Source organism: Ruegeria sp. AG1 (assembly GCF_056541705.1).
The window spans coordinates 262,487-283,018 of the sequence record NZ_JBQFYU010000002.1 but is presented as its reverse complement, the minus strand read 5'-3'; the positions used below and the strand labels follow the sequence as shown (position 1 = coordinate 283,018).

Sequence of the window (20,532 nt, the reverse complement as noted above, 5' to 3'; positions counted from 1 at the left end):
AATGCACTAATCAGCACAGTTTTATTCGCCCACTTCCGTGAAAAAAACCGTGCCCGAAGGCACGGCCAGTCGACAGGGAGGAAGTGTCCCCTTCGCAACCAGGGGCTACAAAGGGAACGAATAGACTATGGCAGCCAAAGGTTAAGTTTGTATGCTGGTTGCGGATCAGTGAAAAAAGGCTGCAATTACATGGGTAAAGAGATTTTTCTGGGCGGCGCGGGCGATGGATACGCAACTCCGCAAGGTCTGACGCTGAAATACGCGAACCGCCACGGGCTGATCGCAGGGGCCACGGGTACGGGCAAGACGGTCACTCTGCAAATCCTGGCTGAAGGTTTTTCGCAAGCGGGCGTGCCGGTTTTCCTCTCGGATGTCAAAGGTGACCTGTCCGGCTTGGCAATGTCAGGCAGCGAAACCCATAAGTTGCATCAGGCGTTTACCGAGCGCGCGGAACGGATCGGCTTTTCTGATTTCTCCTACGCTGCTTGTCCGGTCACGTTCTGGGACCTGTTCGGCGAACAAGGGCACCCGGTCCGTACCACTGTGACCGAAATGGGACCTCTGCTTTTGTCGCGCCTTATGGAGCTGAGCGAGGCACAGGAGGGGATTCTCAACATCGCGTTCCGAGCCGCTGATGAAGAAGGGATGCCGCTGCTGGATCTCAAGGATCTTCAGGCGCTTCTGGTGTGGATTGGTGAGAACAGGGCGCAGCTGTCTCTGCGCTATGGCAATGTCTCGACGGCCTCTATCGGAGCCATCCAGCGCCGTCTTCTGGTGTTGGAAAACCAAGGCGGCACCAAGCTGTTCGGAGAACCCGCGCTGGATCTGGCCGATCTGATGCGAACGGATGAAAACGGGCAGGGGATGGTGAACATACTGGCCTCGGACAAACTGATGGGCGCGCCTCGGCTTTATGCCACGTTCCTGTTGTGGCTGCTGAGTGAGCTGTTCGAGGAACTGCCAGAGGTCGGCGATCCGGAAAAGCCCAAGCTGGTCTTCTTTTTCGACGAAGCGCACCTTCTGTTTGATGATGCGCCCAAGGTACTGGTCGACAAGGTCGAGCAGGTCGCGCGCCTTATCCGCTCCAAGGGTATTGGGGTGTATTTCATCACGCAGAACCCCGCTGACATTCCCGAGGATATTCTGGGGCAGTTGGGCAACCGGGTACAACATGCGCTGCGCGCCTTCACGGCGCGTGACCGAAAGAACCTGCGTATGGCGGCGGAAACCTACCGCGAGAATCCTGCCTTCGACACCGAGGCCGCGATCCGAGAGGTGGGCGTTGGTGAGGCCGTAACCTCAATGCTGCAGAAGAAAGGCGTGCCGGGGATTGTCGAGCGGACTTTGATTCGCCCACCGGGATCGCAGCTTGGGCCAATTTCGGAACCTGAGCGTCAGGGTATCCTGCAAGCCTCTCCGATGGCGGCGAAATATGACACGCCCGTAGATCGCAAATCGGCCTTTGAAATCCTGCAAGCCCGTGCGGAGGCTGCCGCCAAAGAGGCCGAGGCCGCGGAGGCGGAAGAGATCATCGAACAACAGACCCCGATGGAGCGCGAATACAGCTCGGCGCGCCGGTATTCAGGTAGCCGGGTTGGGCGTTCAACATCTCGGGTAGTGCGTAAGAAAGACACATTTGCAACGGCGATGAGTGAGGCCGTCATCAAAGAGCTGAAGGGAACAACCGGCCGTCGCATCGTGCGGGGTATTCTGGGCGGGTTGTTCCGAAATCGCTGATCGGAGGCGCCCAGCACAGGGCGCCAACCGGCTTACTTCAGGCGGCGCTGACCTTCCTGGCGGCAATATGCATCGGCCTGTTTGACCGACATCTTTGTGGCCGGGAAATCAATCGCACGGTCCCAGGTCACACGATCATGACGGTAAAGCTGACAGGTCACGACGCCCTGCGGAGTGTTGACCTGAACAGGTGTGGTCTCAAGGTCTTCGGGCGACGGAATACAGGCCGTCAGCGTGGCCAGAACCGGCAGCATGACAACGGCTTTGGTGATCAGTGTTTTCTTGGTCAAGTCGGATACTCTCATCGATTGAGTGCGAATGATCGTAGAGATCGGTCGGGTTTCTTCTGAGCATAGGCCGGACCCCATAAGTCCGAACAACGAGCGGTAGTCTCGTGTACGCGGAAACCTCTTTAGAAATCAAGAAGCCGCGCCGGATGAGAGGCACCGCTTCTGTATTGTGATCGTGATGCGTCTATTTCTCGGGGATCAGCCCTCGGGGGCTGAATCTGAGGACAATCAGCAAGACCAGTCCCATCGTAAACAACCGCATATGCGCAGCGCTTTCGATAAGATGCGCCTTCAGCGCGCTGCCGTCGGGCATGCCCGAGGTAATCAGGTTCATCAGCCAAAGGCCCATCGGCTCGACCTGGACCCACAGGAACCAGATCAGGAACGCCCCCAGCACGGCGCCGAAATTGTTGCCCGAGCCACCGACAATCACCATCACCCAGACAAGGAATGTAAAGCGCAGGGGGTTGTAGGTACCTGGCGTCAGCTGACCGTCCAGCGTGGTCATCATCGCGCCCGCGATACCGCAGATGGCAGAGCCAAGCACAAAGATCTGCAGGTGGCGGCGGGTGACGTCCTTGCCCATCGCCTCAGCCGCGACCTCATTGTCGCGAATGGCGCGCATCATTCGGCCCCACGGGCTTTTCAGCGCCATCTGCGCCATCCACAGAAGCACCAGCAGAACGACCAGGAACAGCAGCGAATAGCCCAGCTTGACCGAAAGGGTCGAGGCGATCACCGGATCAAGCCCCAGCCAGTCCGCCCGCGCAAGGAACGAGGGGTCTTGCTGCAGCTCAACCTCATAGCCGACCACGGGTGAAGGGCGCGGGATGCCGTAGACGTTCTTGACGCCACGGGCCAGCCAGTCCTCGTTCTTCATGACGGCAATGATGATCTCGGCAATACCAAGGGTCGCAATCGCCAGATAGTCCGAGCGCAAACCCAGAGCCGTCTTGCCGATCAGCCACGCAGCACCTGCGGCCAGTAACCCTCCGGCAGGCCAGGCAAGCAAGACCGGCAGGTTCAAACCACCGATATTGCCGGCAACGGCTGGATCAATTGCTTCAATCGCGGCGACGTTCGGGTCAAAGATCGCGCGGTAGACAAAGAACCCAACTATGAGGATTCCGACGATGGCCAGCGTCCGCGCGCGCCCTTTGGGCATCTTCTGTGCGACCATGACGGTCGCGACAACGGTCGCGGCCCCCAGAAGCAGCGCCAGAATGACGCCGTAACCGCCCTCGGACCAGGCTCCGGGAGTTGGCGGTGTTGACACAAGGACAACTGCCAGTCCGCCTAAAGCGACAAAGCCCATGACGCCGACGTTGAAGAGACCAGCAAAGCCCCATTGCAGGTTCACCCCGATCGACATGATGGCCGAGATCAACCCCATGTTCAGGATCAGGATCGCGGCGTTCCAGCTTTGGGTGAAGCCGGTCAAAAGGATCAGCGCGCCAACTGTGACGAAAAGCAGGGTGTTCTTGGTAACCTCGCTCATACCGATTTTCCTTTGAATAGGCCCGTGGGCTTAAACAGAAGCACGATCAGCAGGATGGCAAAGCTGACGGCGAATTTGTAATCGGTAGAGAGGAACTGAACCAATCCCGACGGTTCCAGATTTTCCGGAGCCAGATAGGTCAGCACCTTCTTCCAGGCGTATGTGATGGTCACCTCGGAAAAAGCGATGATGAACCCACCCGCGATGGCGCCGAGAGGGTTGCCCAAGCCTCCGACAATGGCCGAGGCAAAGATCGGCAGCAGAAGCTGGAAATAGACAAAGGGCTTGAAGCTCTTATCGAGGCCATAAAGCACGCCCGCCGTGGTCGCCAGTGCAGCCACGATGATCCAGGTGATCATCACCACGCGTTCGGGGTTGATGCCAGACAGCAGCGCCAAATCCTCGTTATCCGAATAAGCACGCATCGACTTACCGGTGCGGGTTTTGTTCAAAAACCAGAACAGGGCGGCCACGGCGATCACCGCCACAACGACCGTGATGGCCTGAGAGGTCTTGATCGCAAGCCCTTCGTTCAGCCCGGTCCACGCCTTGAAGTCCCGCGCCTTGATCAGGAAACGCGCGCCGTCCGAGAACCGCTGATCATCTGGCCCGATAATGAAGCGAACGATACCGTTCATAATGAACATCACGCCCATGGACACGATCACCAGAATAACAGGTTTGGCCTTTTGTTCCCGGTAGAAGCGATAGACCAGCCGGTCGGTGATCAGCACCAGAACGATACAGCCCAGAATGGCAAAGGGCAGGGCAAGCAGAGCCGTCGGCAACGGCCCGAAACTGACTCCTGCTGCTTGCAAGCCCCACGTGACCAGAACCGCGATCATCGCGCCAAAGGCCATCGTATCGCCATGCGCAAAGTTCGAGAACCGCAGGATGCCATAGATCAGCGTCACCCCCAAAGCCCCCAGCGCCAACTGGCTGCCATAGGCGATTGCGGGAACTAGAACGAAGTTGGAGAGCGCCACAAGGGCGTTGAGGAAGTCCATTAAAACTCCTGCTCGCATTTTCCAGAGAAAGTGCGTCGTCCATTGTTAGCTTTCGCATAATCGACATAACGCAATGGTTGGGTGACCAGTGTCACGGTTAGTTCGGTAGTCGAAGTCTTGGTCACATATATATGCTCGTGTCGGTCGTCTTCGGTTCGGGACGCCACTAACAAGTCGCTTTTTGAAACGGCAGTCCACTCTTGCCCATCAGACAAGCGAATTTTGGAGGTGATATCACCGGCCTTGGCGATCTGATCGACTGAAAAGTCGCCAAAGTTACTTTCAATACGCTCGGGCGGGGAGCCTAGCAACTCAAGCATGAGTTCGCCAGCTACACAGTTTTGCAAGTCTGCGCAGGCCTCTTGTAGAATGCATGGCGCCGCCCAAGCCGTACTGCACATTGAGGCAAATGCGATCGTCATTGCGGACCTCACCCCCCCAAGAAACTCTTACGAACCTCAGGATCGGCCAGCAGTTCCTTGCCCGTACCGGTATAGGCATTCCGCCCCTGAACCAGAACATATCCCTTATCTGCGATCTCCAAGGCCTGACGGGCATTCTGTTCGACCATCAGGATCGGCAACCCGGTGCGCGAGACCTCGATGATCCGGTCGAACAGCTCATCCATCACGATGGGTGAGACACCAGCGGTCGGCTCATCCAGCATCAGAACTTTCGGCTGAGTCATCAGAGCGCGACCAACAGCGACCTGCTGGCGCTGGCCACCAGACAACTCTCCGGCCGCCTGATGGCGTTTGTCGCGCAGGATCGGGAACAGATCATAGACCTGCTCCATCGTATCCGAGAAATCGTCTCGGCGGATAAAGGCACCCATCTCAAGGTTCTCTTCCACCGTCATCGAGGTAAAGATATTCGAGGTCTGCGGCACAAAACCCATACCACGCATTACCCGATCCTGCGGCGTGAGCGCGGTGATATCCTCACCGTCCAATCGAACAGCGCCCGAGCGCACATCCAGCATTCCGAAAACGGCCTTCATCGCAGTTGACTTGCCTGCGCCGTTGGGCCCAACGATGACCGCAATCTCGCCCCGGTCGACGGCGATGGTGCAGTCGTGCAGAATGTCCGGCCCTTTGCCGTAGCCACCTGTCATCGTGTCGCCGATCAGAAACGGCCCACCATCGACCTTTTGTGTTGCGCCGCTTTTGCGATGGGCCGGGGTCATGGTGCCGACGCCATGCGTGTTCGTGATCGACGCGTCCTTGTTGCCCTTGTCGTCGTGATAAGGATTATCGCTCACGCTCCGGCCTCCAGCTTGTCTTTGTTTTTCAGGCCGGTGCCCAGATAGGCCTCGATCACATGCTCATTGGCCTTGATCTCGTCCAACGTTCCCTCGGCCAGCACCTTGCCTTCGGCCATACAGATGACCGGGTCGCAGATCTTGCCGATGAAATCCATGTCATGCTCGATGACAACAAAGGTATAGCCGCGTTCCTTGTTCAGACGCAGGATCGTGTCGGCGATGGTCATCAGCAGGGTGCGGTTCACACCCGCGCCAACCTCGTCCAGAAACACGATCTTGGCATCGACCATCATGGTGCGGCCAAGCTCCAGCAGTTTCTTCTGCCCACCCGAAACCTGACCCGCCTTGTGATCTGCCAAATGCTCGATGGTCAGAAACTCCAGCACCTCATCGGCTTTGGCCCGCAGCGCGCGTTCTTCGTCAGCGATCCGTTTGCGCCCGAACCATGTGTTCCACAGCGATTCCCCGGATTGCGCGCCGGGCACCATCATCAGGTTCTCGCGGCAGGACATCGAGGAAAACTCATGCGCGATCTGGAAGGTGCGTAGCAGGCCCTTGTGAAACAGCTCATGTGGGGGCAGGCCGGTAATATCTTCACCATCCATCACCACCTTGCCGCTGGTTGGAGGCAAGACACCCGCGATCACATTGAACAAAGTGGTTTTTCCGGCCCCGTTCGGTCCGATCAGACCGGTGATCGAGCCCTTTTGGATTTCCAGCGATGCCCCGTCCACCGCATGAAACCCGCCGAAATGCTTATGCACGTCTTCGACGACGATCATTTTTTCCCCTATCCGCCGTTTTCCGGCGTTGTTGCCACATCCCTGTGCGAATGGTGCGGGCTTTTGTCATTGAAACAGCCCGGACACAAGGCCCGGGCTGCTTGTTTTTATGACTGTTAACCTTGGATCAACGGAAGTTGACGGTTTTGTTCTCGCCGTCGGTGACTTCGATCTCACGGTAAGAACCCGCGCTTTCACCGGGGCCAATCAGCTCAACACCTGAGGCACCGACATAGTCGATCTCCTGACCCGCAGCGAGCAGTTCCAGGCCCTTGGCTAGCTCACCCGGATAGATCTTCTCGCCGGGTTCATTGGCGACGTCCATGATCTTGGATCCATAGTCCGCCGGGTTGGTGGAACCTGCGGCCTGCATGGCCAGCATGAACAGGGCGGCAGCGTCATAGGACTCAGGCGAGTAGGGCGACGAGCCGTCGAAACCCGCCGCTTCGGCCATAGCAAAGTACTTTTCAGCACCTTCACCACCCGAACCAGCGATCTGACCGAACGAGCCGTTCAGGTCCGGACCGACGTTGGCAGGCAGCGAGTCACCGATCATGCCGCCGGGCAGACCGAATGTGTCAAACGCGCCGCTGTCCAGAGCCGACTGGATGATGCCCAGACCACCTTGGTCCAGGTAGCCCGCAACGACCAGAATATCGCCACCGGCCGAGGCCAGCGCGCCAACTTCAGCCGAGTAGTCGGCTTTGCCGTCTTCGTGCGCTGCGACGATGGTGACTTCGCCACCCGACGCCTCGAACGAGGACTGGATCGCGTCCGCAAGACCCTTGCCGTAGTCGTTGTTGGTGTAGGTCAGAGCGATCGAGCTAATGCCACGATCGTTCAGGATGTCGGCCATCACCTGACCTTCACGCGCATCCGACGGTGCGGTGCGGAAGAACAGGCCGTTGTCTTCCATGGTCGACAGACCGGGCGAGGTGGCAGATGGCGAGATCATCACCATGCCATTCGGAATCGCGACGTTCTGCAGGATCGCGCCGGTGACGCCCGAGCAGTCACCGCCGATAATGCCAGCAACGCCGTCAGCGATCATGCGCTCGCCGTTCGACGTGGACAGGCCGTTGTCGATACAGCCGGTATCTGCGCGTGTCGCGGTCACGGTTGCTCCGTCCAGCAGCTTGCCGGATTCGGTGACTTCGGCCATCGCCATCTCGGCGCCCGAACCCATGGCAGGCGCCAGCGATTCAATCGGGCCGGTGAAGCCGAACAGAACGCCAAGCTTGACGTCTTCGGCCATTGCGGTTCCCGCCAGCAGAGCGGAGGCTGCAGTTGCAGTCAGCAGCTTTTTCATATGGTTACTCCCTATTGTGAACGTATTCGTTCTGCGCATGACCCTAGGCAAGCAATCCGGAAAAGAAAAGTCCTAACGCAATCGTGTTTTTACGCTCCATAATCCTATTTGTTCTCATGGTGATAACGCTGTCAGTCCGAAAGGAAGTCCCATGACGCCCAGACCCTTTGCGATTCTTGCCTTGATGATCAGCGCAGGTCTCGCCTGCGCCGAGGAGCTTGAGACATCCCAAGGTACGGTTCAGATCGAGCCGATGATCGAGGGACTGGATGCGCCCTGGGCCGTAGGCATCCTGCCTGATGGATCGTTTCTGGTGACCGAACGGGATGGCGATGTGCTTTATGTGTCGGACGGGAAATCTCAAAAAGTGAAGGGGGTGCCGAAAGTGGCCGCCAGAGGGCAGGGCGGCTTGCTGGACGTGACCATCGCGAGGGATTTCCCACAGACGCGCGAGGTTTTTCTGACCTTCTCGAAACCTCAGAGCAATGGGGCTGGCACCGCGCTGGCCGTCGCGCGCCTGTCGGAGAACGGTAAACGCCTGACCAACACGCGTATCCTGTTCGAGGCCACGCCCGGAGGCTCGGGCGGGCGTCACTTTGGCTCCCGGGTGGTTGAGGCGGAAGACGGCAGTTTGTTTGTCACCATCGGGGATCGGGGGGATCGGCCGCAGGCTCAGGACCGCTCAAACCCAATCGGGTCGATTATCCGCATCAATCGGGATGGCTCGGTTCCTGCCGACAACCCCTTTGTCGGGCAGGCGGATGTTCGGCCTGAGATCTGGTCCTACGGGCACCGCAACCCTCAGGGCGCCGATCTGGATGCGCAGGGGCGTCTTTGGACGTCTGAACATGGCGCGCGCGGAGGGGATGAGGTCAACCTCGTGCAACCGGGGCTTAACTACGGTTGGCCAGTCATTTCTTATGGCAAGCACTACTCGGGCAAGGCGATAGGCGAAGGCACTGCCAAAGAAGGGATGGAGCAGCCGCGCCACTATTGGGACCCCTCCATCGCGCCGTCGGGCTTGATGGTCTATTCCGGTGCGCTCTGGCCAGAATGGAAAGGCGACATCTTCGTGGGATCGCTGAAGTTTGACTATATCTCCCGACTGGACGGCACGCCGCTGCGCGAGGTCGAACAGATCAAAGGCCCCGAAACTGAACGGGTCCGGGACATCGTTGAGGCCCCGGACGGGTCAATCTGGTTCATTTCCGTAGGCAACGGAGCGGTTTTCCGGCTTTCCCCGGATAGGTAGATCAGTGCTCGCCCTCCTTGAATGTTGCCGACTTACCCAGCTTGATCCTGTGTCAAGAAACCATCTGAGGGTACGGTCCATTGTCCGACTTTTCGATTGAAATGTGTGACACGCTGCCAGACCAGGATGAGTTGAACGGCATCCTGTCCCAATATTATGCGTTGATTGTAGAGCGCATGACGACCATGGGGTTTGAAATCGATCCGGCTGCGCCGCAAAGCGCGCTGGCTGAGTTTTGGGCACACTCAGAAGACTATCTGCCGCCAAACGGGTGCCTGGTTCTGGCACGAGACAGCGCGGCTAAGATCATCGGCTGTGGCATGATGAAACGGCTGGATCAGGACACTGGCGAATTGAAACGCGTGTTCGTGACCGAAGCCGCGCGCGGCACGGGTGCGGGGCGAGCCATGATACAAGCCCGAGAGGAGGCGGCCCGCGCACTGGGGTTAAAGCGCCTTGTGGCCGATACGCTTACGCCAAATGTCGAAATGCGGGACCTGTATCCGAAACTGGGATTTGTCGAACTGTCCGAACCCATTGAGACGACGACCTATCTGGATCAGCCGATGCTAAGACCCCATCTGCACTTTTTTGCAAAAACCCTATAAAGCCGCGTCAGACGGACAGGCGCCCCGATTGAGCCCCACGCTCACGGTAAGGCGTGGTGTTGTAATGCGCCCGGTAGCATTTCGAGAAATGGCTCGGAGAGGCAAAACCGCAGGCCAGAGCCACGTTGATCACGCTCATATCCGTCTGCATCAGCAGGTTGCGGGCTTTGTGCAGTCGCAACTCCATGTAATACCGCTTGGGTGAGCGGCTCAGGTAGCGGCGGAACAGACGCTCCAGTTGACGGGTCGACATGCCGACATCCTTGGCCAGAATGGAAGGCGAGATCGGCTCTTCAATGTTCTTTTCCATCATCAGAATGACCTGGCTCAGCTTTGGATGCCGGACCCCAATTCGGGTGGGCGTAGACAAGCGCTGTGTGTCCTGATCTGTGCGGATCGAAGAATAGATCATCTGATCGGCCACCGCGCTGGCCAGACCCTCGCCATAGTCATTCGCGATCAGCTTCAGCATAAGATCGATGGATGAGGTGCCCCCCGCGGTGGTCATCCGGTTGCCGTCGACCTGAAACACGGATTTGGTCAGTTCCACATTGTCGAACTCTTCAATGAAGCTGTCCGAGTTCTCCCAGTGGATCGTCGCACGCTTACCCTCCAGCAGCCCCGCTTTGGCAAGCGAATAGGCTGCCGTACACAAACCACCGATCCGCAGCCCCTTGCGGGCCTCGCGCCGCATCCAGTTCAGGATCTTTTTGGTGGTTGCGGTTTTTACCTCGACCCCGCCGCAGATCAGAACGATGTCATCACGCTGCAGCTCAATCAGGTCCTGATCCAGCTTGAAAGTCGTGCCTGCCGAGCAGGTAATTGTATCGCCACCTTCACCGATCAAAGACCACGTATAGACAGGCTTATCAGCCATACGATTGGCAATGCGCAGGCTGTCCAGAGCCGACGCGAAGGACAAAAGCGAAAATCCATCCAATAAGACGAATACAAAATTGATCGGCTTGTCGACGTTACCGTCGACTTTGACAACTTGGCGTTGTTCTTGCATGGGTTTTTGTCCTTGATTCGGTGGCCGATGCGCCTTGGGCGCGCATGATTTGACAGATACCATGATCAAAGCTTGTTCACGACGTCAAGAGCCGCAAATCGGATATGGTCTCTCTTCCCGGCTTTTTGTATAGAGACCACCTGAATACTATCAGCGGAGATCAAGGCTATGACCGAATGGCAAAAATCGAACTGGCGCAACAAGCCCCGGGTTCAGATGCCAGACTATACCGACGCGGCCGCGCTGGCCAAAGTCGAGGCGCAGCTTTCGCAGTATCCCCCGCTGGTCTTTGCCGGTGAGGCGCGGCGTCTCAAGCAACATCTGGGTGCCGCCGGTCGCGGCGAGGCTTTCCTGTTGCAGGGCGGGGATTGTGCTGAAAGCTTTGAACAATTCAGCGCGGATGCGATCCGTGACACGTTCAAAGTGATGCTGCAAATGGCGATGGTTTTGACCTATGGCGCCAAGGTGCCGGTGGTCAAAGTGGGCCGCATGGCGGGGCAGTTTGCCAAACCGCGTAGCGCACCGACCGAGGTTGTGGATGGCGTTGAACTGCCCAGCTACCGCGGTGACATCATCAACGAGCTGGACTTTACACCCGAGGCGCGAATTCCGAATCCGTCCAAGATGTTGCAGGCCTACACGCAGGCCGCCGCCACGCTGAACCTGCTGCGCGCGTTCTCGACCGGTGGTTTCGCCGACATGAGCCGCGTGCATTCCTGGACTCTGGGCTTCACGGATGAACAGGACGTTCAGAAATACTCCGAGATCGCCGACCGCATTCAGGACACGATCGACTTCATGGGTGCTGCGGGCATCACCGCCGAGACGACGCATGAGTTCTCGACCGTTGAGTTCTACACCAGCCACGAAGGTCTGTTGCTGGAATATGAAGAGGCGTTGACCCGTCTGGATTCGACTTCGGGCAACTGGCTGGCAGGTTCCGGTCACATGATCTGGATCGGCGACCGCACCCGTCAGCCCGACGGCGCGCATGTGGAATTCTGCCGTGGCGTTCAGAACCCGATCGGTCTGAAATGTGGCCCGACCACAACGGCCGAGGACCTCAAGGTGCTGATGTCCAAGCTGAACCCCGAAAACGAAGAGGGTCGTCTGACCCTGATCGCCCGCTTCGGCGCAGGCAAGGCGGGTGAGCATCTGCCGCGTCTGGTCAAAGCGGTCAAGGAAGAGGGTGCCAAGGTAACTTGGGTTTGCGATCCGATGCACGGCAACACGATCAAATCGGCCACTGGGTACAAAACCCGCCCGTTCGATTCGGTCCTGCGCGAGGTGCGCGACTTCTTTGGCGTTCATCAGGCCGAAGGTACCATCCCCGGCGGTGTGCATTTCGAGATGACCGGTCTTGACGTCACCGAATGCACCGGCGGCGTGCGTGCCGTGACCGAAGAGGACCTCTCGGACCGGTACCACACCGCATGCGACCCGCGTTTGAACGCGTCGCAATCGCTGGAACTGGCCTTCCTCGTCGCCGAAGAACTGACCAACCTGCGCCGCGACCGCACCAAGCGCGAAGCAAGCTAAGGTTCGAACAATCAAAGAAATCGGCGGGTCCTTGGCCCGCCGCTTTTCTTTGGATCAGTCGTCGCGCGATGCAACCAGCCTGAGGTGCCCCTTGGGGCGTTTGAACTCGGCCTTGCCCTCGGCAAAGCCCTCAGCAAAACCGTCCGTGACTTCCAGCTTTGGCTTGGCCGGGGCCTGAACCTCGCTCACCGGTTTGATCCGGCTGTCTTGGATCGAGAATCGGCGCGGGGTCGCTCCGATCGCGCCGTCACTGACCATGACGCCCATAACGCGGCTGACATCCCCTAGATCGCTTTTCAGCGGCAAAAGCAGCATACGCGCCTGCATCCGGGCGCGCCCGAACGCGCCGCTCGACACCATATCCAATTCGGCAATGGCGGGGTTGGCAAAGACCTGCTCCAGAACATTCGTGGCGGTCTTGCGTGCCTCGGGGTCGAAAAACGCGGTCAGAGGCATGCCGCGCACTTCCATCCCGGCCAGCTTGTTCAGGTGGCTGCCCGCAAGGCGAAACCGGGCCAGCCCCGGGGCAATCCGCTCGAGGATGAAGGTGTATTCCAGAATATTCTCAAGCCCGCGCGGATCAATCTGCGACCGCATAGGCACGCCATTGCCGTCAAGCAACGCGGTCCAGTAGGCCTCGGCCTGACGGATCGGTGAGAGGCTGCGCCCGCTGTCAAAGCGATCCATTGCGACAATCTTTCCAAGTTTGGACTTCGAGCCAGTCCCAAAAAAGGTTTTCATTTTCATCACCCTAGCGCCTAATCACCGTCATTTTCATAAAATGCAACATATCGGAGGCATTTTCGGCCAAACGACCGAGCTAGACACATGATTGACACGGGTTGAGTCAATTTTGGAGCAATTCTTTAACGAATGGTTAACTTCTGTCGGACAGAGGCGGTCTCAGCAAACTCTTGCTCTGCACCGGGCAATGGCATTAGGTGCGGAAGACACGAAGACTGACAGCGATGGAAAGGGCAGTGATGATCAAATCCATGACCGGGTTCGCCTCGGGCAAGGGAGAGTTCGGCCCCCATAGCTGGACATGGGAGCTGCGCAGCGTGAACGGCAAAGGGCTGGACATGCGCATCCGCGTGCCCGACTGGCTGACCGGGCTTGAGGCCGCCTTGCGGGCCGTTCTGTCCAAATCGCTGAGCCGGGGCAATGTAACCCTGTCGTTGCGGATCAGCCGGGACGAATCCCAGCCGGATCTGGCGTTAAATTCGATTGCCATGTCGGCGGCCTTGGATGCCTTGCAACAGACACAGCTCATGGCCGAGGCAAGGGGGATTGCACTGGCCCCCTCCAAGGCGAGTGATCTGCTGACCCTCAAAGGCATGCTGGATGCGGGGGCCGAGGCAGACGATCCAGCCCCGCTGGTCGCGCAGATGACCACCGAATTCACGCCACTTCTGGCCGCGTTTCTCGACATGCGTCAGACCGAAGGCGAGGCTCTGGCCGCGATCCTGGCGTCTCAACTGGATCAGGTCGCGGAGTTGACCGCTAAGGCCGCCGAACTGGCCGAACAGCGCAAGGACAAGATGGCCGAAGCGCTGCGCGAAAACCTCGCCCGCGTGCTGGACAACGCCCAAGGGGTGGAACCTGAGAGAGTTGCACAGGAACTCGCCCTGATCGCCGTCAGGGCCGACATCACCGAAGAAATCGACCGTCTCAGCGCCCATGTCACCGCCGCGCGAGACCTTCTGGCGCAGGATGGTGCCGTTGGCCGCAAGCTGGATTTCCTGATGCAGGAGTTCAACCGCGAGGCCAACACCCTCTGCTCCAAGGCACAAAGCGCTGATCTGACCTCGGTCGGGTTGGAATTGAAGGCGGTGATCGACCAGATGCGCGAGCAGGTACAAAATGTTGAATAACAGTAGGAAGAACTGACATGGCAGATCGCCGCGGCCTCCTTATCATCCTGTCATCCCCCTCGGGCGCGGGCAAATCCACATTGGCCCGCAGACTGATGGCCTGGGACACCGACCTCGAATTCTCGATCTCGGCCACAACCCGCGAACCACGTCCGGGTGAGGAACACGGTCGCGAATACTACTTCTTGTCCGAAGACGAATTCAAACAGCAGGTGGCCGACGGGCAAATGCTGGAACACGCGCATGTGTTCGGCAACTTCTATGGCTCGCCCGCCGGACCGGTGCGCGAGTCCATCGAATCCGGCAAGGATGTCTTGTTCGACGTGGACTGGCAGGGTGAGGTGCAGATCCGAAACTCAGATCTGGGCAAACACGCGCTGTCGATCTTCATCCTGCCGCCCTCGATCCCCGAACTACGCCGCCGGTTGGAAAGCCGGGCTCAGGACAGCGCCGATGTGATCGGCAAGCGCATGCTGAAAAGCTGGGATGAGATCAGCCACTGGGGCTACTACGACTATGTATTGGTGAATGACGATCTGGATTCGACAGAAGAAAAGCTAAAAACCATCGTCAGCGCCGAACGGATGCGTCGTATTCAGCAACCGAAACTGCAAAACCACGTCCGCACCCTGCAGATGGAATTCGAGGAGCAGTCATGACCATCTACGCGCTGGGAGATCACACGCCCCAAATCCATGAAGACACCTGGGTCGCGTCGGACGCCAATCTGATCGGCAAGGTGGTGCTGGAAGAGGGCGCCTCGGTCTGGTTTGGCTGCACGATCCGGGCGGATCACGAAGAAATCCGCGTCGGCGCGGGCAGCAATGTGCAAGAGAACTGCGTCATGCATATCGACGCGGGCTTTCCGCTGACCATCGGGGCGAATTGCACCATCGGTCACAAGGTCATGCTGCATGGTTGCACGATCGGTGAGAACTCTCTGATAGGGATGGGGGCGATCATTCTGAACGGTGCGAAGATCGGCAAGAACTGCCTGATCGGGGCAGGGGCGCTGATCACGGAAAACAAAGAGATCCCCGACAACTCGCTGGTCATGGGGTCTCCGGGTAAGGTGGTGCGTCAGTTGGATGAGGCCGCAGCCCAGCGGATCACGCTCAGCGCGCTGCACTATCAGCAGAACATGCGAAAATTCAGGGACACCCTGAAACCGTTGGCTTAAGCGGCAGGAAATCAATCGGATATGGCTGAAAACCTTCTGGAAGAATATGTGTCGGCCATTCCGATGCCCGCGCTTCTGGTCGACCAGACCGAGCGGATCATCGCCGCCAATACAGACGCCAAAACCCTGCTAAGCCAGAACATCACGGGCCGTCATTTTGCGACGATCCTCAGGCAGCCTCAGGTCATTGAAGCGATTGAACAAAGCCTCCGCAGCAAGGGTCCGTCCAAAACGCGGCACCTTTCAAATGATGGCGCGCAGGACACGACCTTCGAGGTGATTTGCCGCTATATGAACGGCATCGGCGCGGTGTCGGGCGGCGCAGTGCTGACGATTTTCCAGGACATCACGCATCTGGAACAAGCCAGCCAGATGCGTCGCGATTTCGTCGCCAATGTCAGTCATGAACTCCGCACCCCTCTGACCGCCTTGATGGGCTTCATCGAAACCCTGCGCGGACCGGCCCGAGATGACGACGCCGCGCGTGAGCGATTTCTGCAGATCATGACGGATGAGGCAAACCGCATGAACCGCCTTGTCGGCGATCTGCTGTCGCTCAACCGGGTGGAAAGCGAGGAACGCGTGCGCCCGAAAGAGGAGTTGGAACTGACAGGTCTGCTGCAATCCACGCTGAACTCTATGCGCCCTCTGGCCGATGACGCCGAAGTGGTGTTGACGCTTGATGCGCCTGAGGATCCGGTAACCATGACCGGCGACAGCGATCAGTTGCGTCAAGTGTTTACCAACCTGGTCGAGAACGGCATCAAATATGGCGGCAGCGGCGGCAGTGTCGAGTTGCGCGTGACCACCTCAGAGAGGGACACGGCCATGCGTGGGCCTGCCGTGCGGGTGCAGATTATCGACCGGGGACCCGGCATTGATTCCGTTCATCTGCCGCGACTCACCGAGCGGTTCTATCGCGCCGACAGTCACAGATCGCGCCAATTGGGCGGAACCGGGCTTGGACTCGCGATTGTGAAGCATATCGTCAACCGTCACCGCGGTCGCCTTCGGGTGGAAAGCGATTTGGGAAAAGGCACTGTTTTTACAGTGATTTTACCGCGTTAGAAGGCGGGCTTCCATAAAGCCGTCAAAGCCGCGCCGAAAGATTTATGACAGCAGGACGTAAGAAAAACCCCGCTTGTCATAAAACTGTTACGTACCTGTCACAAAAGCCTTACGCACGGGGCCTAGTGGTTCGCGCAAGATCATCATGGGGGTGATCAAAAACCCAATTCTCAAGGAGACTGAAATGTCCTTTGTAAAACTGTCGGCTTCTGCGCTGGCAATTGCTGCCGTTTCGGCAACCACTGCTGCAGCTCGTGACAACGTTCAGGTTGCTGGTTCGTCAACCGTTCTGCCTTACGCATCGATCGTCGCAGAACTGTTTGGCGAGAACACCGACTTCCCGACACCGGTTGTTGAATCGGGTGGTTCGTCGGCTGGCCTGAAACGTTTCTGCGAAGGCGTTGGCGAGAACACCATCGACGTTGCAAACGCGTCGCGCGCTATCCGTGAGAAAGAAATCAAAGCCTGTGCCGAAAACGGCGTGACCGACATCATGGAAGTCCGCATCGGCTACGACGGCATCGTCTTTGCAAGCCAGCAGTCTGGCCCTGCCTTCAACGCGTTTGAGCCTTCGGACATCTTCAACGCTCTGGGCGCAAAGGTTCTGAAAGACGGCGAGATCGTCGACAACCCATACAACACTTGGGCCGAGTTCAACGGCGACCTGCCTGACGTTGAAATCGCAGGCTTCATCCCCGGCACCAAGCACGGCACCCGTGAAGTGTTCGAAGAAAAAGTTCTGCTGATCGGCTGTGAAGCAACTGGCGCCATGGAAGCGATGATCGCTGGCGGAATGAGCGAAGATGACGCAGAAGACGCATGCTTGGCTGTTCGTACCGATGGCAAATCGGTCGACATCGACGGTGACTACACCGAGACCCTGGCCCGTATCGACACCAACCCGAACGGCATCGGCGTCTTCGGTCTGGCGTTCTACGAGAACAACACCGACAAGCTGAAAGTTGCGACCATGTCGGGTATCGCACCATCGACCGAGACCATCTCGACCGGTGAATACCCTGTATCGCGTCCGCTCTTCTTCTACGTGAAGAAAGCCCACATCGGCGTGATCCCTGGCCTGAAAGAATACGCTCAGTTCTTCGTCGCTGACGAAATCGCTGGCCCCTCGAGCCCGTTGGCCAACTATGGTCTGGTTGCCGACCCTGAGCTGGCAAAAACTCAGGAAGCGATCAACAACGAAGTGACCATGGGTTCGGGCAGCTAAGCCGATCTATGGATGAATGTTTGGGGCGGCGGAATTCGCCGTCCCTTTCTGCGACTTTTGCCCAGTCAGGAATAGTGGGGATATGATGCCGATATTTTGGCTTGTTTTGATCGTGTTGGCGATCGCTGTGCTCGGCTATGTTCTGGGACGGGCCCGCGCAATTCAAAGCGCAGGAGGCGAACCGCGAGACTTGCATTCGCTGCCAGCCTATTACGGCGCAAATGTTCTTTTGAAGACTATTGTCCCGGCTTTTGGCCTTCTCATTATGTGGCTGCTTGTTCAGCCGTTGTATGTGAATTCCAAGGTCTCGGGCATGATCCCCGATACATCAGTCAAAGAGGGTTCCTCTCTAAGTTTGGTCATGGCCGAGGTGCGTCGCACGGCAAGCGGCCTGCAAGCAGCTGTGTCGCAAGGAAATATGACCGAAGCAGCCGCTAGTGACCCCCAAGCCGATCTGACCGAAGTGACTCAGAATCTGAAAGATGCGGGTCAAGTGGTTACATCCGATATCACCCAACCGGTGCTAAACGCGGCACAGAGCCATCGCGCTTTAAATGCAACCGGATATGGAATCATGACCGTCGTGGTTCTGGTCGTGGCGCTGATTGGCGCCGGGGCAGGCTGGATGCAAACCAAGGCGGACTATCGCGCCCGCAACGTTGTTGAGCAGGGTGTGCGCTTTATGCTACTCGCAGCGGCCTCGATTGCAATTCTGACCACCGTTGGTATTGTTCTGTCACTGGTTTTCAATACATGGGAGTTTTTCAAGCTCTACCCAGCGCCAGAGTTCTTTTTTGGCCTGACCTGGTCGCCCAGCTTTTCGGGCCGGGGCGGGTTATCGGAACTTGGGATCATCCCGCTGCTTTGGGGAACGCTCTATATCTCTATCGTTGCTCTGCTGGTGGCTGTGCCGATTGGGCTGTTTGCCGCCATTTACCTCAGCGAATATGCATCGCCTGCCGTGCGGTCTGTTGCCAAGCCGTTGCTGGAGGTTCTGGCGGGCATTCCAACCATCGTATACGGCTTGTTCGCCCTGCTGACCGTCGGTCCTCTTTTGTTGGACGTCTTTGGTGATAACGGATTGGGCTGGATGAAGGCGGGTACGGCCGTGATGACAGCCGGTCTGGTGATGGGCATCATGCTGATCCCCTTTGTGTCGTCGCTGTCCGACGACATTATCAACGCTGTGCCACAAGCGATGCGTGACGGGTCCTATGGCCTGGGTGCAACGCAGTCCGAAACCATCCGCCAGGTGGTTCTGCCTGCCGCGCTACCGGGCATCGTGGGTGCGATCCTGCTCGCAGCCTCACGTGCTATTGGTGAGACCATGATCGTGGTTCTGGGGGCAGGGGCAGCCGCTCGGCTTAGCCTGAACCCGTTTGAGGCGATGACAACCGTCACCGCAAAAATCGTGAGCCAGCTGACCGGCGACGCAGACTTTGCCTCGCCAGAAGCGCTAGTTGCCTTTGCGCTTGGCATGACACTGTTCGTTGTCACGCTGGGCCTGAACGTCTTTGCCCTTTACATCGTGCGCAAGTACCGGGAGCAGTACGAATGACCGACGCAAGCATGCAAAACCCAGAAACGGGTCGCCAAGCTGTTTCCCTGACTGCATATGATGCGCGGACCCGCAAACGCGCTAGGGCAGAAAAACGCTTCCGTGCCTATGGTATCGTCGCGATTGCGACCGGTCTGTTCTTCCTGATCGTCCTGTTCGCATCGATCCTGTCCGAGGGTATTCCAGCCTTCACCCGGACTGTTGTCAGCGTAGAGTTCACCCTGACCCAACAAGAACAGGAAGAGGCTGAAAGCACGCTGTTCAAGACCAAAGCCTATTCGGACCTATTCATCGCGGCACTGAATAAAGAGCTCGATGAAAGCGGTCTCCAAGTCGATTTCGACGAGGCGGCAATTGAGCGTCTGCTGGGTAAAGTTGGCGGAACCATTCGAACATTCTACGCGGAAAACCCGGACAAACTGGGCGAGCCTATCGAGTTTGATCTAGCGGCCTCAAGCCGCGTTGATGGATACTTCAAGGGCCGGGTGTCGCGTGACACCATACAGGATAGTCGCTTCCTCCAGAAAAGCGATCTGGATCTGGTCGATGCACTTAAGGAAGCTGGAATCATTAAACAGGTCTTCAACTGGCCGTTCATCACCGGGGCAGACTCGGGCGTGGACAACCCTGGCGGCGCCGGCATTGGTGCTTCGGTTGTAGGATCGTTCTTCATGATGCTAGTGGTTCTGGCGCTTTCGCTGCCAATTGGCGTAGCCGCGTCGATCTATCTGGAAGAATTCGCGCCGCAAAACAGGTTTACCGATCTGATTGAGGTGAATATCTCGAACCTGGCTGCGGTTCCTTCGATCGTATTTGGTATCCTTGGTCTGGCTGTCTTCATTCAGTTCATGCACCTGCCGCAATCGGCCCCACTGGTCGGTGGTCTGGTGCTGACCTTGATGACCTTGCCGACGATCATCATCTCGACCCGGGCGTCGCTGAAAGCAGTGCCACCGTCGATCCGTGATGCCGCACTTGGGGTAGGGGCTTCCAAAATGCAGGCCGTCTTCCATCACGTTCTGCCGCTGGCCGCGCCCGGTATCCTAACTGGCACAATCATTGGTCTGGCGCAGGCGCTGGGGGAAACCGCTCCGCTGTTGCTGATCGGGATGGTGGGCTTTGTTGCCCGTGGCTACCCAGACGGATTCCTTGCCGGGTTCACCGAACCAAACTCAGCCATGCCTGCCCAGATTTACACTTGGGCTGCGCGCGCAGACGTTGGGTTCTACGAAAAAGCTTGGGGCGGGATCATCATCCTTTTGATTTTCCTGCTGACAATGAACATCATCGCAATCATTCTGCGCCGCCGCTTTGAACGCCGCTGGTAAG

General features: G+C 58.0%; 20 protein-coding genes. 11 read left to right on the top strand and 9 right to left on the bottom strand.

Features of this window, described 5'->3' with window-relative positions; translation table 11 throughout:
- Positions 1-189: 189 nt before the first annotated feature.
- The gene (locus ACR0B5_RS03835; protein WP_480538509.1) at positions 190-1,737 is read left to right on the top strand and encodes a helicase HerA-like domain-containing protein; all 1,548 of its coding nucleotides are present in this window, start codon (positions 190-192) and stop codon (positions 1,735-1,737) included.
- A 32-nt stretch (positions 1,738-1,769) separates the two neighbouring features.
- Here the strand turns inward: ACR0B5_RS03835 and ACR0B5_RS03830 are convergent, their stop codons facing one another.
- The 7 genes from ACR0B5_RS03830 to ACR0B5_RS03800 all read right to left on the bottom strand — a co-directional run bounded on the left by ACR0B5_RS03830 (position 1,770) and on the right by ACR0B5_RS03800 (position 7,887).
- Entirely contained in the window at positions 1,770-2,027 is a 258-nt protein-coding gene (locus ACR0B5_RS03830) for a hypothetical protein (RefSeq protein ID WP_480538507.1), read from the bottom strand.
- A gap of 184 nt (positions 2,028-2,211) precedes the next feature.
- Positions 2,212-3,525 (bottom strand): branched-chain amino acid ABC transporter permease, encoded by a 1,314-nt coding sequence (locus ACR0B5_RS03825; RefSeq protein WP_170466971.1) that lies wholly within the window; start codon positions 3,523-3,525, stop codon positions 2,212-2,214.
- Complete coding sequence (locus ACR0B5_RS03820; protein ID WP_170458185.1) at positions 3,522-4,532, bottom strand: branched-chain amino acid ABC transporter permease; 1,011 nt, start codon at positions 4,530-4,532, stop codon at positions 3,522-3,524. Before ACR0B5_RS03820 ends, ACR0B5_RS03825 begins: the two co-directional genes overlap by 4 nt.
- Positions 4,532-4,954 (bottom strand): hypothetical protein, encoded by a 423-nt coding sequence (locus ACR0B5_RS03815; protein ID WP_480538505.1) that lies wholly within the window; start codon positions 4,952-4,954, stop codon positions 4,532-4,534. The genes ACR0B5_RS03820 and ACR0B5_RS03815 overlap by 1 nt, the downstream gene beginning before the upstream one ends.
- 8 nt (positions 4,955-4,962) lie before the next feature.
- Positions 4,963-5,793, bottom strand: a complete 831-nt coding sequence (locus ACR0B5_RS03810; RefSeq protein WP_480538503.1) for an ABC transporter ATP-binding protein — start codon at positions 5,791-5,793, stop codon at positions 4,963-4,965.
- Positions 5,790-6,578 (bottom strand): ABC transporter ATP-binding protein, encoded by a 789-nt coding sequence (locus ACR0B5_RS03805; RefSeq protein WP_480538501.1) that lies wholly within the window; start codon positions 6,576-6,578, stop codon positions 5,790-5,792. Before ACR0B5_RS03805 ends, ACR0B5_RS03810 begins: the two co-directional genes overlap by 4 nt.
- Positions 6,579-6,705: 127 nt before the next feature.
- Positions 6,706-7,887 (bottom strand): ABC transporter substrate-binding protein, encoded by a 1,182-nt coding sequence (locus tag ACR0B5_RS03800; protein ID WP_170458188.1) that lies wholly within the window; start codon positions 7,885-7,887, stop codon positions 6,706-6,708.
- 151 nt (positions 7,888-8,038) lie between these two features.
- Between ACR0B5_RS03800 and ACR0B5_RS03795 the strand changes: the two genes are divergently transcribed.
- Both ACR0B5_RS03795 and ACR0B5_RS03790 read left to right on the top strand, forming a co-directional pair.
- Positions 8,039-9,139 carry a PQQ-dependent sugar dehydrogenase gene (locus ACR0B5_RS03795; protein WP_480538499.1) on the top strand — a complete coding sequence of 367 codons (1,101 nt, stop codon included), beginning with the start codon at positions 8,039-8,041 and terminating at the stop codon, positions 9,137-9,139.
- Positions 9,140-9,240: 101 nt separating this feature from the next.
- Entirely contained in the window at positions 9,241-9,747 is a 507-nt protein-coding gene (locus ACR0B5_RS03790) for a GNAT family N-acetyltransferase (RefSeq protein WP_480538497.1), read from the top strand.
- A 7-nt stretch (positions 9,748-9,754) separates the two neighbouring features.
- On the opposite strand, the gene ACR0B5_RS03785 is transcribed toward ACR0B5_RS03790, so the two are convergent.
- On the bottom strand, positions 9,755-10,759 hold the full coding sequence (locus ACR0B5_RS03785; RefSeq protein WP_170548735.1) for a GlxA family transcriptional regulator: 1,005 nt from the start codon (positions 10,757-10,759) through the stop codon (positions 9,755-9,757).
- A gap of 168 nt (positions 10,760-10,927) precedes the next feature.
- On the opposite strand from ACR0B5_RS03785, the gene ACR0B5_RS03780 reads away from it, so the two are divergent.
- Positions 10,928-12,298, top strand: a complete 1,371-nt coding sequence (locus ACR0B5_RS03780) for a class II 3-deoxy-7-phosphoheptulonate synthase (protein WP_170373710.1) — start codon at positions 10,928-10,930, stop codon at positions 12,296-12,298.
- Between the two features lie 54 nt (positions 12,299-12,352).
- On the opposite strand, the gene ACR0B5_RS03775 is transcribed toward ACR0B5_RS03780, so the two are convergent.
- Entirely contained in the window at positions 12,353-13,039 is a 687-nt protein-coding gene (locus ACR0B5_RS03775; RefSeq protein ID WP_480538494.1) for a PAS domain-containing protein, read from the bottom strand.
- Positions 13,040-13,281: 242 nt separating this feature from the next.
- On the opposite strand from ACR0B5_RS03775, the gene ACR0B5_RS03770 reads away from it, so the two are divergent.
- From ACR0B5_RS03770 to pstA, 7 genes are all read left to right on the top strand, one after another.
- Positions 13,282-14,172 carry a YicC/YloC family endoribonuclease gene (locus ACR0B5_RS03770; RefSeq protein WP_480538492.1) on the top strand — a complete coding sequence of 297 codons (891 nt, stop codon included), beginning with the start codon at positions 13,282-13,284 and terminating at the stop codon, positions 14,170-14,172.
- 17 nt (positions 14,173-14,189) lie between these two features.
- Complete coding sequence (gene gmk / locus ACR0B5_RS03765) at positions 14,190-14,831, top strand: guanylate kinase (protein WP_170487126.1); 642 nt, start codon at positions 14,190-14,192, stop codon at positions 14,829-14,831.
- A complete protein-coding gene (locus ACR0B5_RS03760) occupies positions 14,828-15,352 on the top strand; it encodes a gamma carbonic anhydrase family protein (protein ID WP_480538490.1) in 525 nt (174 codons plus the stop codon). The genes gmk and ACR0B5_RS03760 overlap by 4 nt, the downstream gene beginning before the upstream one ends.
- Positions 15,353-15,373: 21 nt before the next feature.
- Positions 15,374-16,420: a sensor histidine kinase gene (locus ACR0B5_RS03755; RefSeq protein ID WP_480538488.1), complete on the top strand. Its 1,047-nt coding sequence runs from the start codon at positions 15,374-15,376 to the stop codon at positions 16,418-16,420.
- A gap of 184 nt (positions 16,421-16,604) precedes the next feature.
- The gene (locus ACR0B5_RS03750; protein WP_170548721.1) at positions 16,605-17,645 is read left to right on the top strand and encodes a substrate-binding domain-containing protein; all 1,041 of its coding nucleotides are present in this window, start codon (positions 16,605-16,607) and stop codon (positions 17,643-17,645) included.
- Positions 17,646-17,730: 85 nt separating this feature from the next.
- Positions 17,731-19,203: a phosphate ABC transporter permease subunit PstC gene (pstC, locus tag ACR0B5_RS03745; RefSeq protein ID WP_425083198.1), complete on the top strand. Its 1,473-nt coding sequence runs from the start codon at positions 17,731-17,733 to the stop codon at positions 19,201-19,203.
- Complete coding sequence (pstA, locus tag ACR0B5_RS03740; protein WP_425082789.1) at positions 19,200-20,531, top strand: phosphate ABC transporter permease PstA; 1,332 nt, start codon at positions 19,200-19,202, stop codon at positions 20,529-20,531. The genes pstC and pstA overlap by 4 nt, the downstream gene beginning before the upstream one ends.
- Position 20,532: the final 1 nt, after the last annotated feature.

Excerpts from the sequence above, each read along its gene's own strand:
- ACR0B5_RS03835 (WP_480538509.1), top strand. The coding sequence starts at position 190 with ATGGGTAAAGAGATTTTTCTGGGCGGCGCGGGCGATGGATACGCAACT.
- ACR0B5_RS03825 (WP_170466971.1), bottom strand. The coding sequence starts at position 3,525 with ATGAGCGAGGTTACCAAGAACACCCTGCTTTTCGTCACAGTTGGCGCG.
- ACR0B5_RS03820 (WP_170458185.1), bottom strand. The coding sequence starts at position 4,532 with ATGGACTTCCTCAACGCCCTTGTGGCGCTCTCCAACTTCGTTCTAGTT.
- ACR0B5_RS03815 (WP_480538505.1), bottom strand. The coding sequence starts at position 4,954 with ATGACGATCGCATTTGCCTCAATGTGCAGTACGGCTTGGGCGGCGCCA.
- ACR0B5_RS03805 (WP_480538501.1), bottom strand. The coding sequence starts at position 6,578 with ATGATCGTCGTCGAAGACGTGCATAAGCATTTCGGCGGGTTTCATGCG.
- ACR0B5_RS03800 (WP_170458188.1), bottom strand. The coding sequence starts at position 7,887 with ATGAAAAAGCTGCTGACTGCAACTGCAGCCTCCGCTCTGCTGGCGGGA.
- ACR0B5_RS03795 (WP_480538499.1), top strand. The coding sequence starts at position 8,039 with ATGACGCCCAGACCCTTTGCGATTCTTGCCTTGATGATCAGCGCAGGT.
- ACR0B5_RS03790 (WP_480538497.1), top strand. The coding sequence starts at position 9,241 with ATGTGTGACACGCTGCCAGACCAGGATGAGTTGAACGGCATCCTGTCC.
- ACR0B5_RS03785 (WP_170548735.1), bottom strand. The coding sequence starts at position 10,759 with ATGCAAGAACAACGCCAAGTTGTCAAAGTCGACGGTAACGTCGACAAG.
- ACR0B5_RS03780 (WP_170373710.1), top strand. The coding sequence starts at position 10,928 with ATGACCGAATGGCAAAAATCGAACTGGCGCAACAAGCCCCGGGTTCAG.
- ACR0B5_RS03775 (WP_480538494.1), bottom strand. The coding sequence starts at position 13,039 with ATGAAAACCTTTTTTGGGACTGGCTCGAAGTCCAAACTTGGAAAGATT.
- ACR0B5_RS03770 (WP_480538492.1), top strand. The coding sequence starts at position 13,282 with ATGATCAAATCCATGACCGGGTTCGCCTCGGGCAAGGGAGAGTTCGGC.
- gmk (WP_170487126.1), top strand. The coding sequence starts at position 14,190 with ATGGCAGATCGCCGCGGCCTCCTTATCATCCTGTCATCCCCCTCGGGC.
- ACR0B5_RS03760 (WP_480538490.1), top strand. The coding sequence starts at position 14,828 with ATGACCATCTACGCGCTGGGAGATCACACGCCCCAAATCCATGAAGAC.
- ACR0B5_RS03755 (WP_480538488.1), top strand. The coding sequence starts at position 15,374 with ATGGCTGAAAACCTTCTGGAAGAATATGTGTCGGCCATTCCGATGCCC.
- ACR0B5_RS03750 (WP_170548721.1), top strand. The coding sequence starts at position 16,605 with ATGTCCTTTGTAAAACTGTCGGCTTCTGCGCTGGCAATTGCTGCCGTT.
- pstC (WP_425083198.1), top strand. The coding sequence starts at position 17,731 with ATGCCGATATTTTGGCTTGTTTTGATCGTGTTGGCGATCGCTGTGCTC.
- pstA (WP_425082789.1), top strand. The coding sequence starts at position 19,200 with ATGACCGACGCAAGCATGCAAAACCCAGAAACGGGTCGCCAAGCTGTT.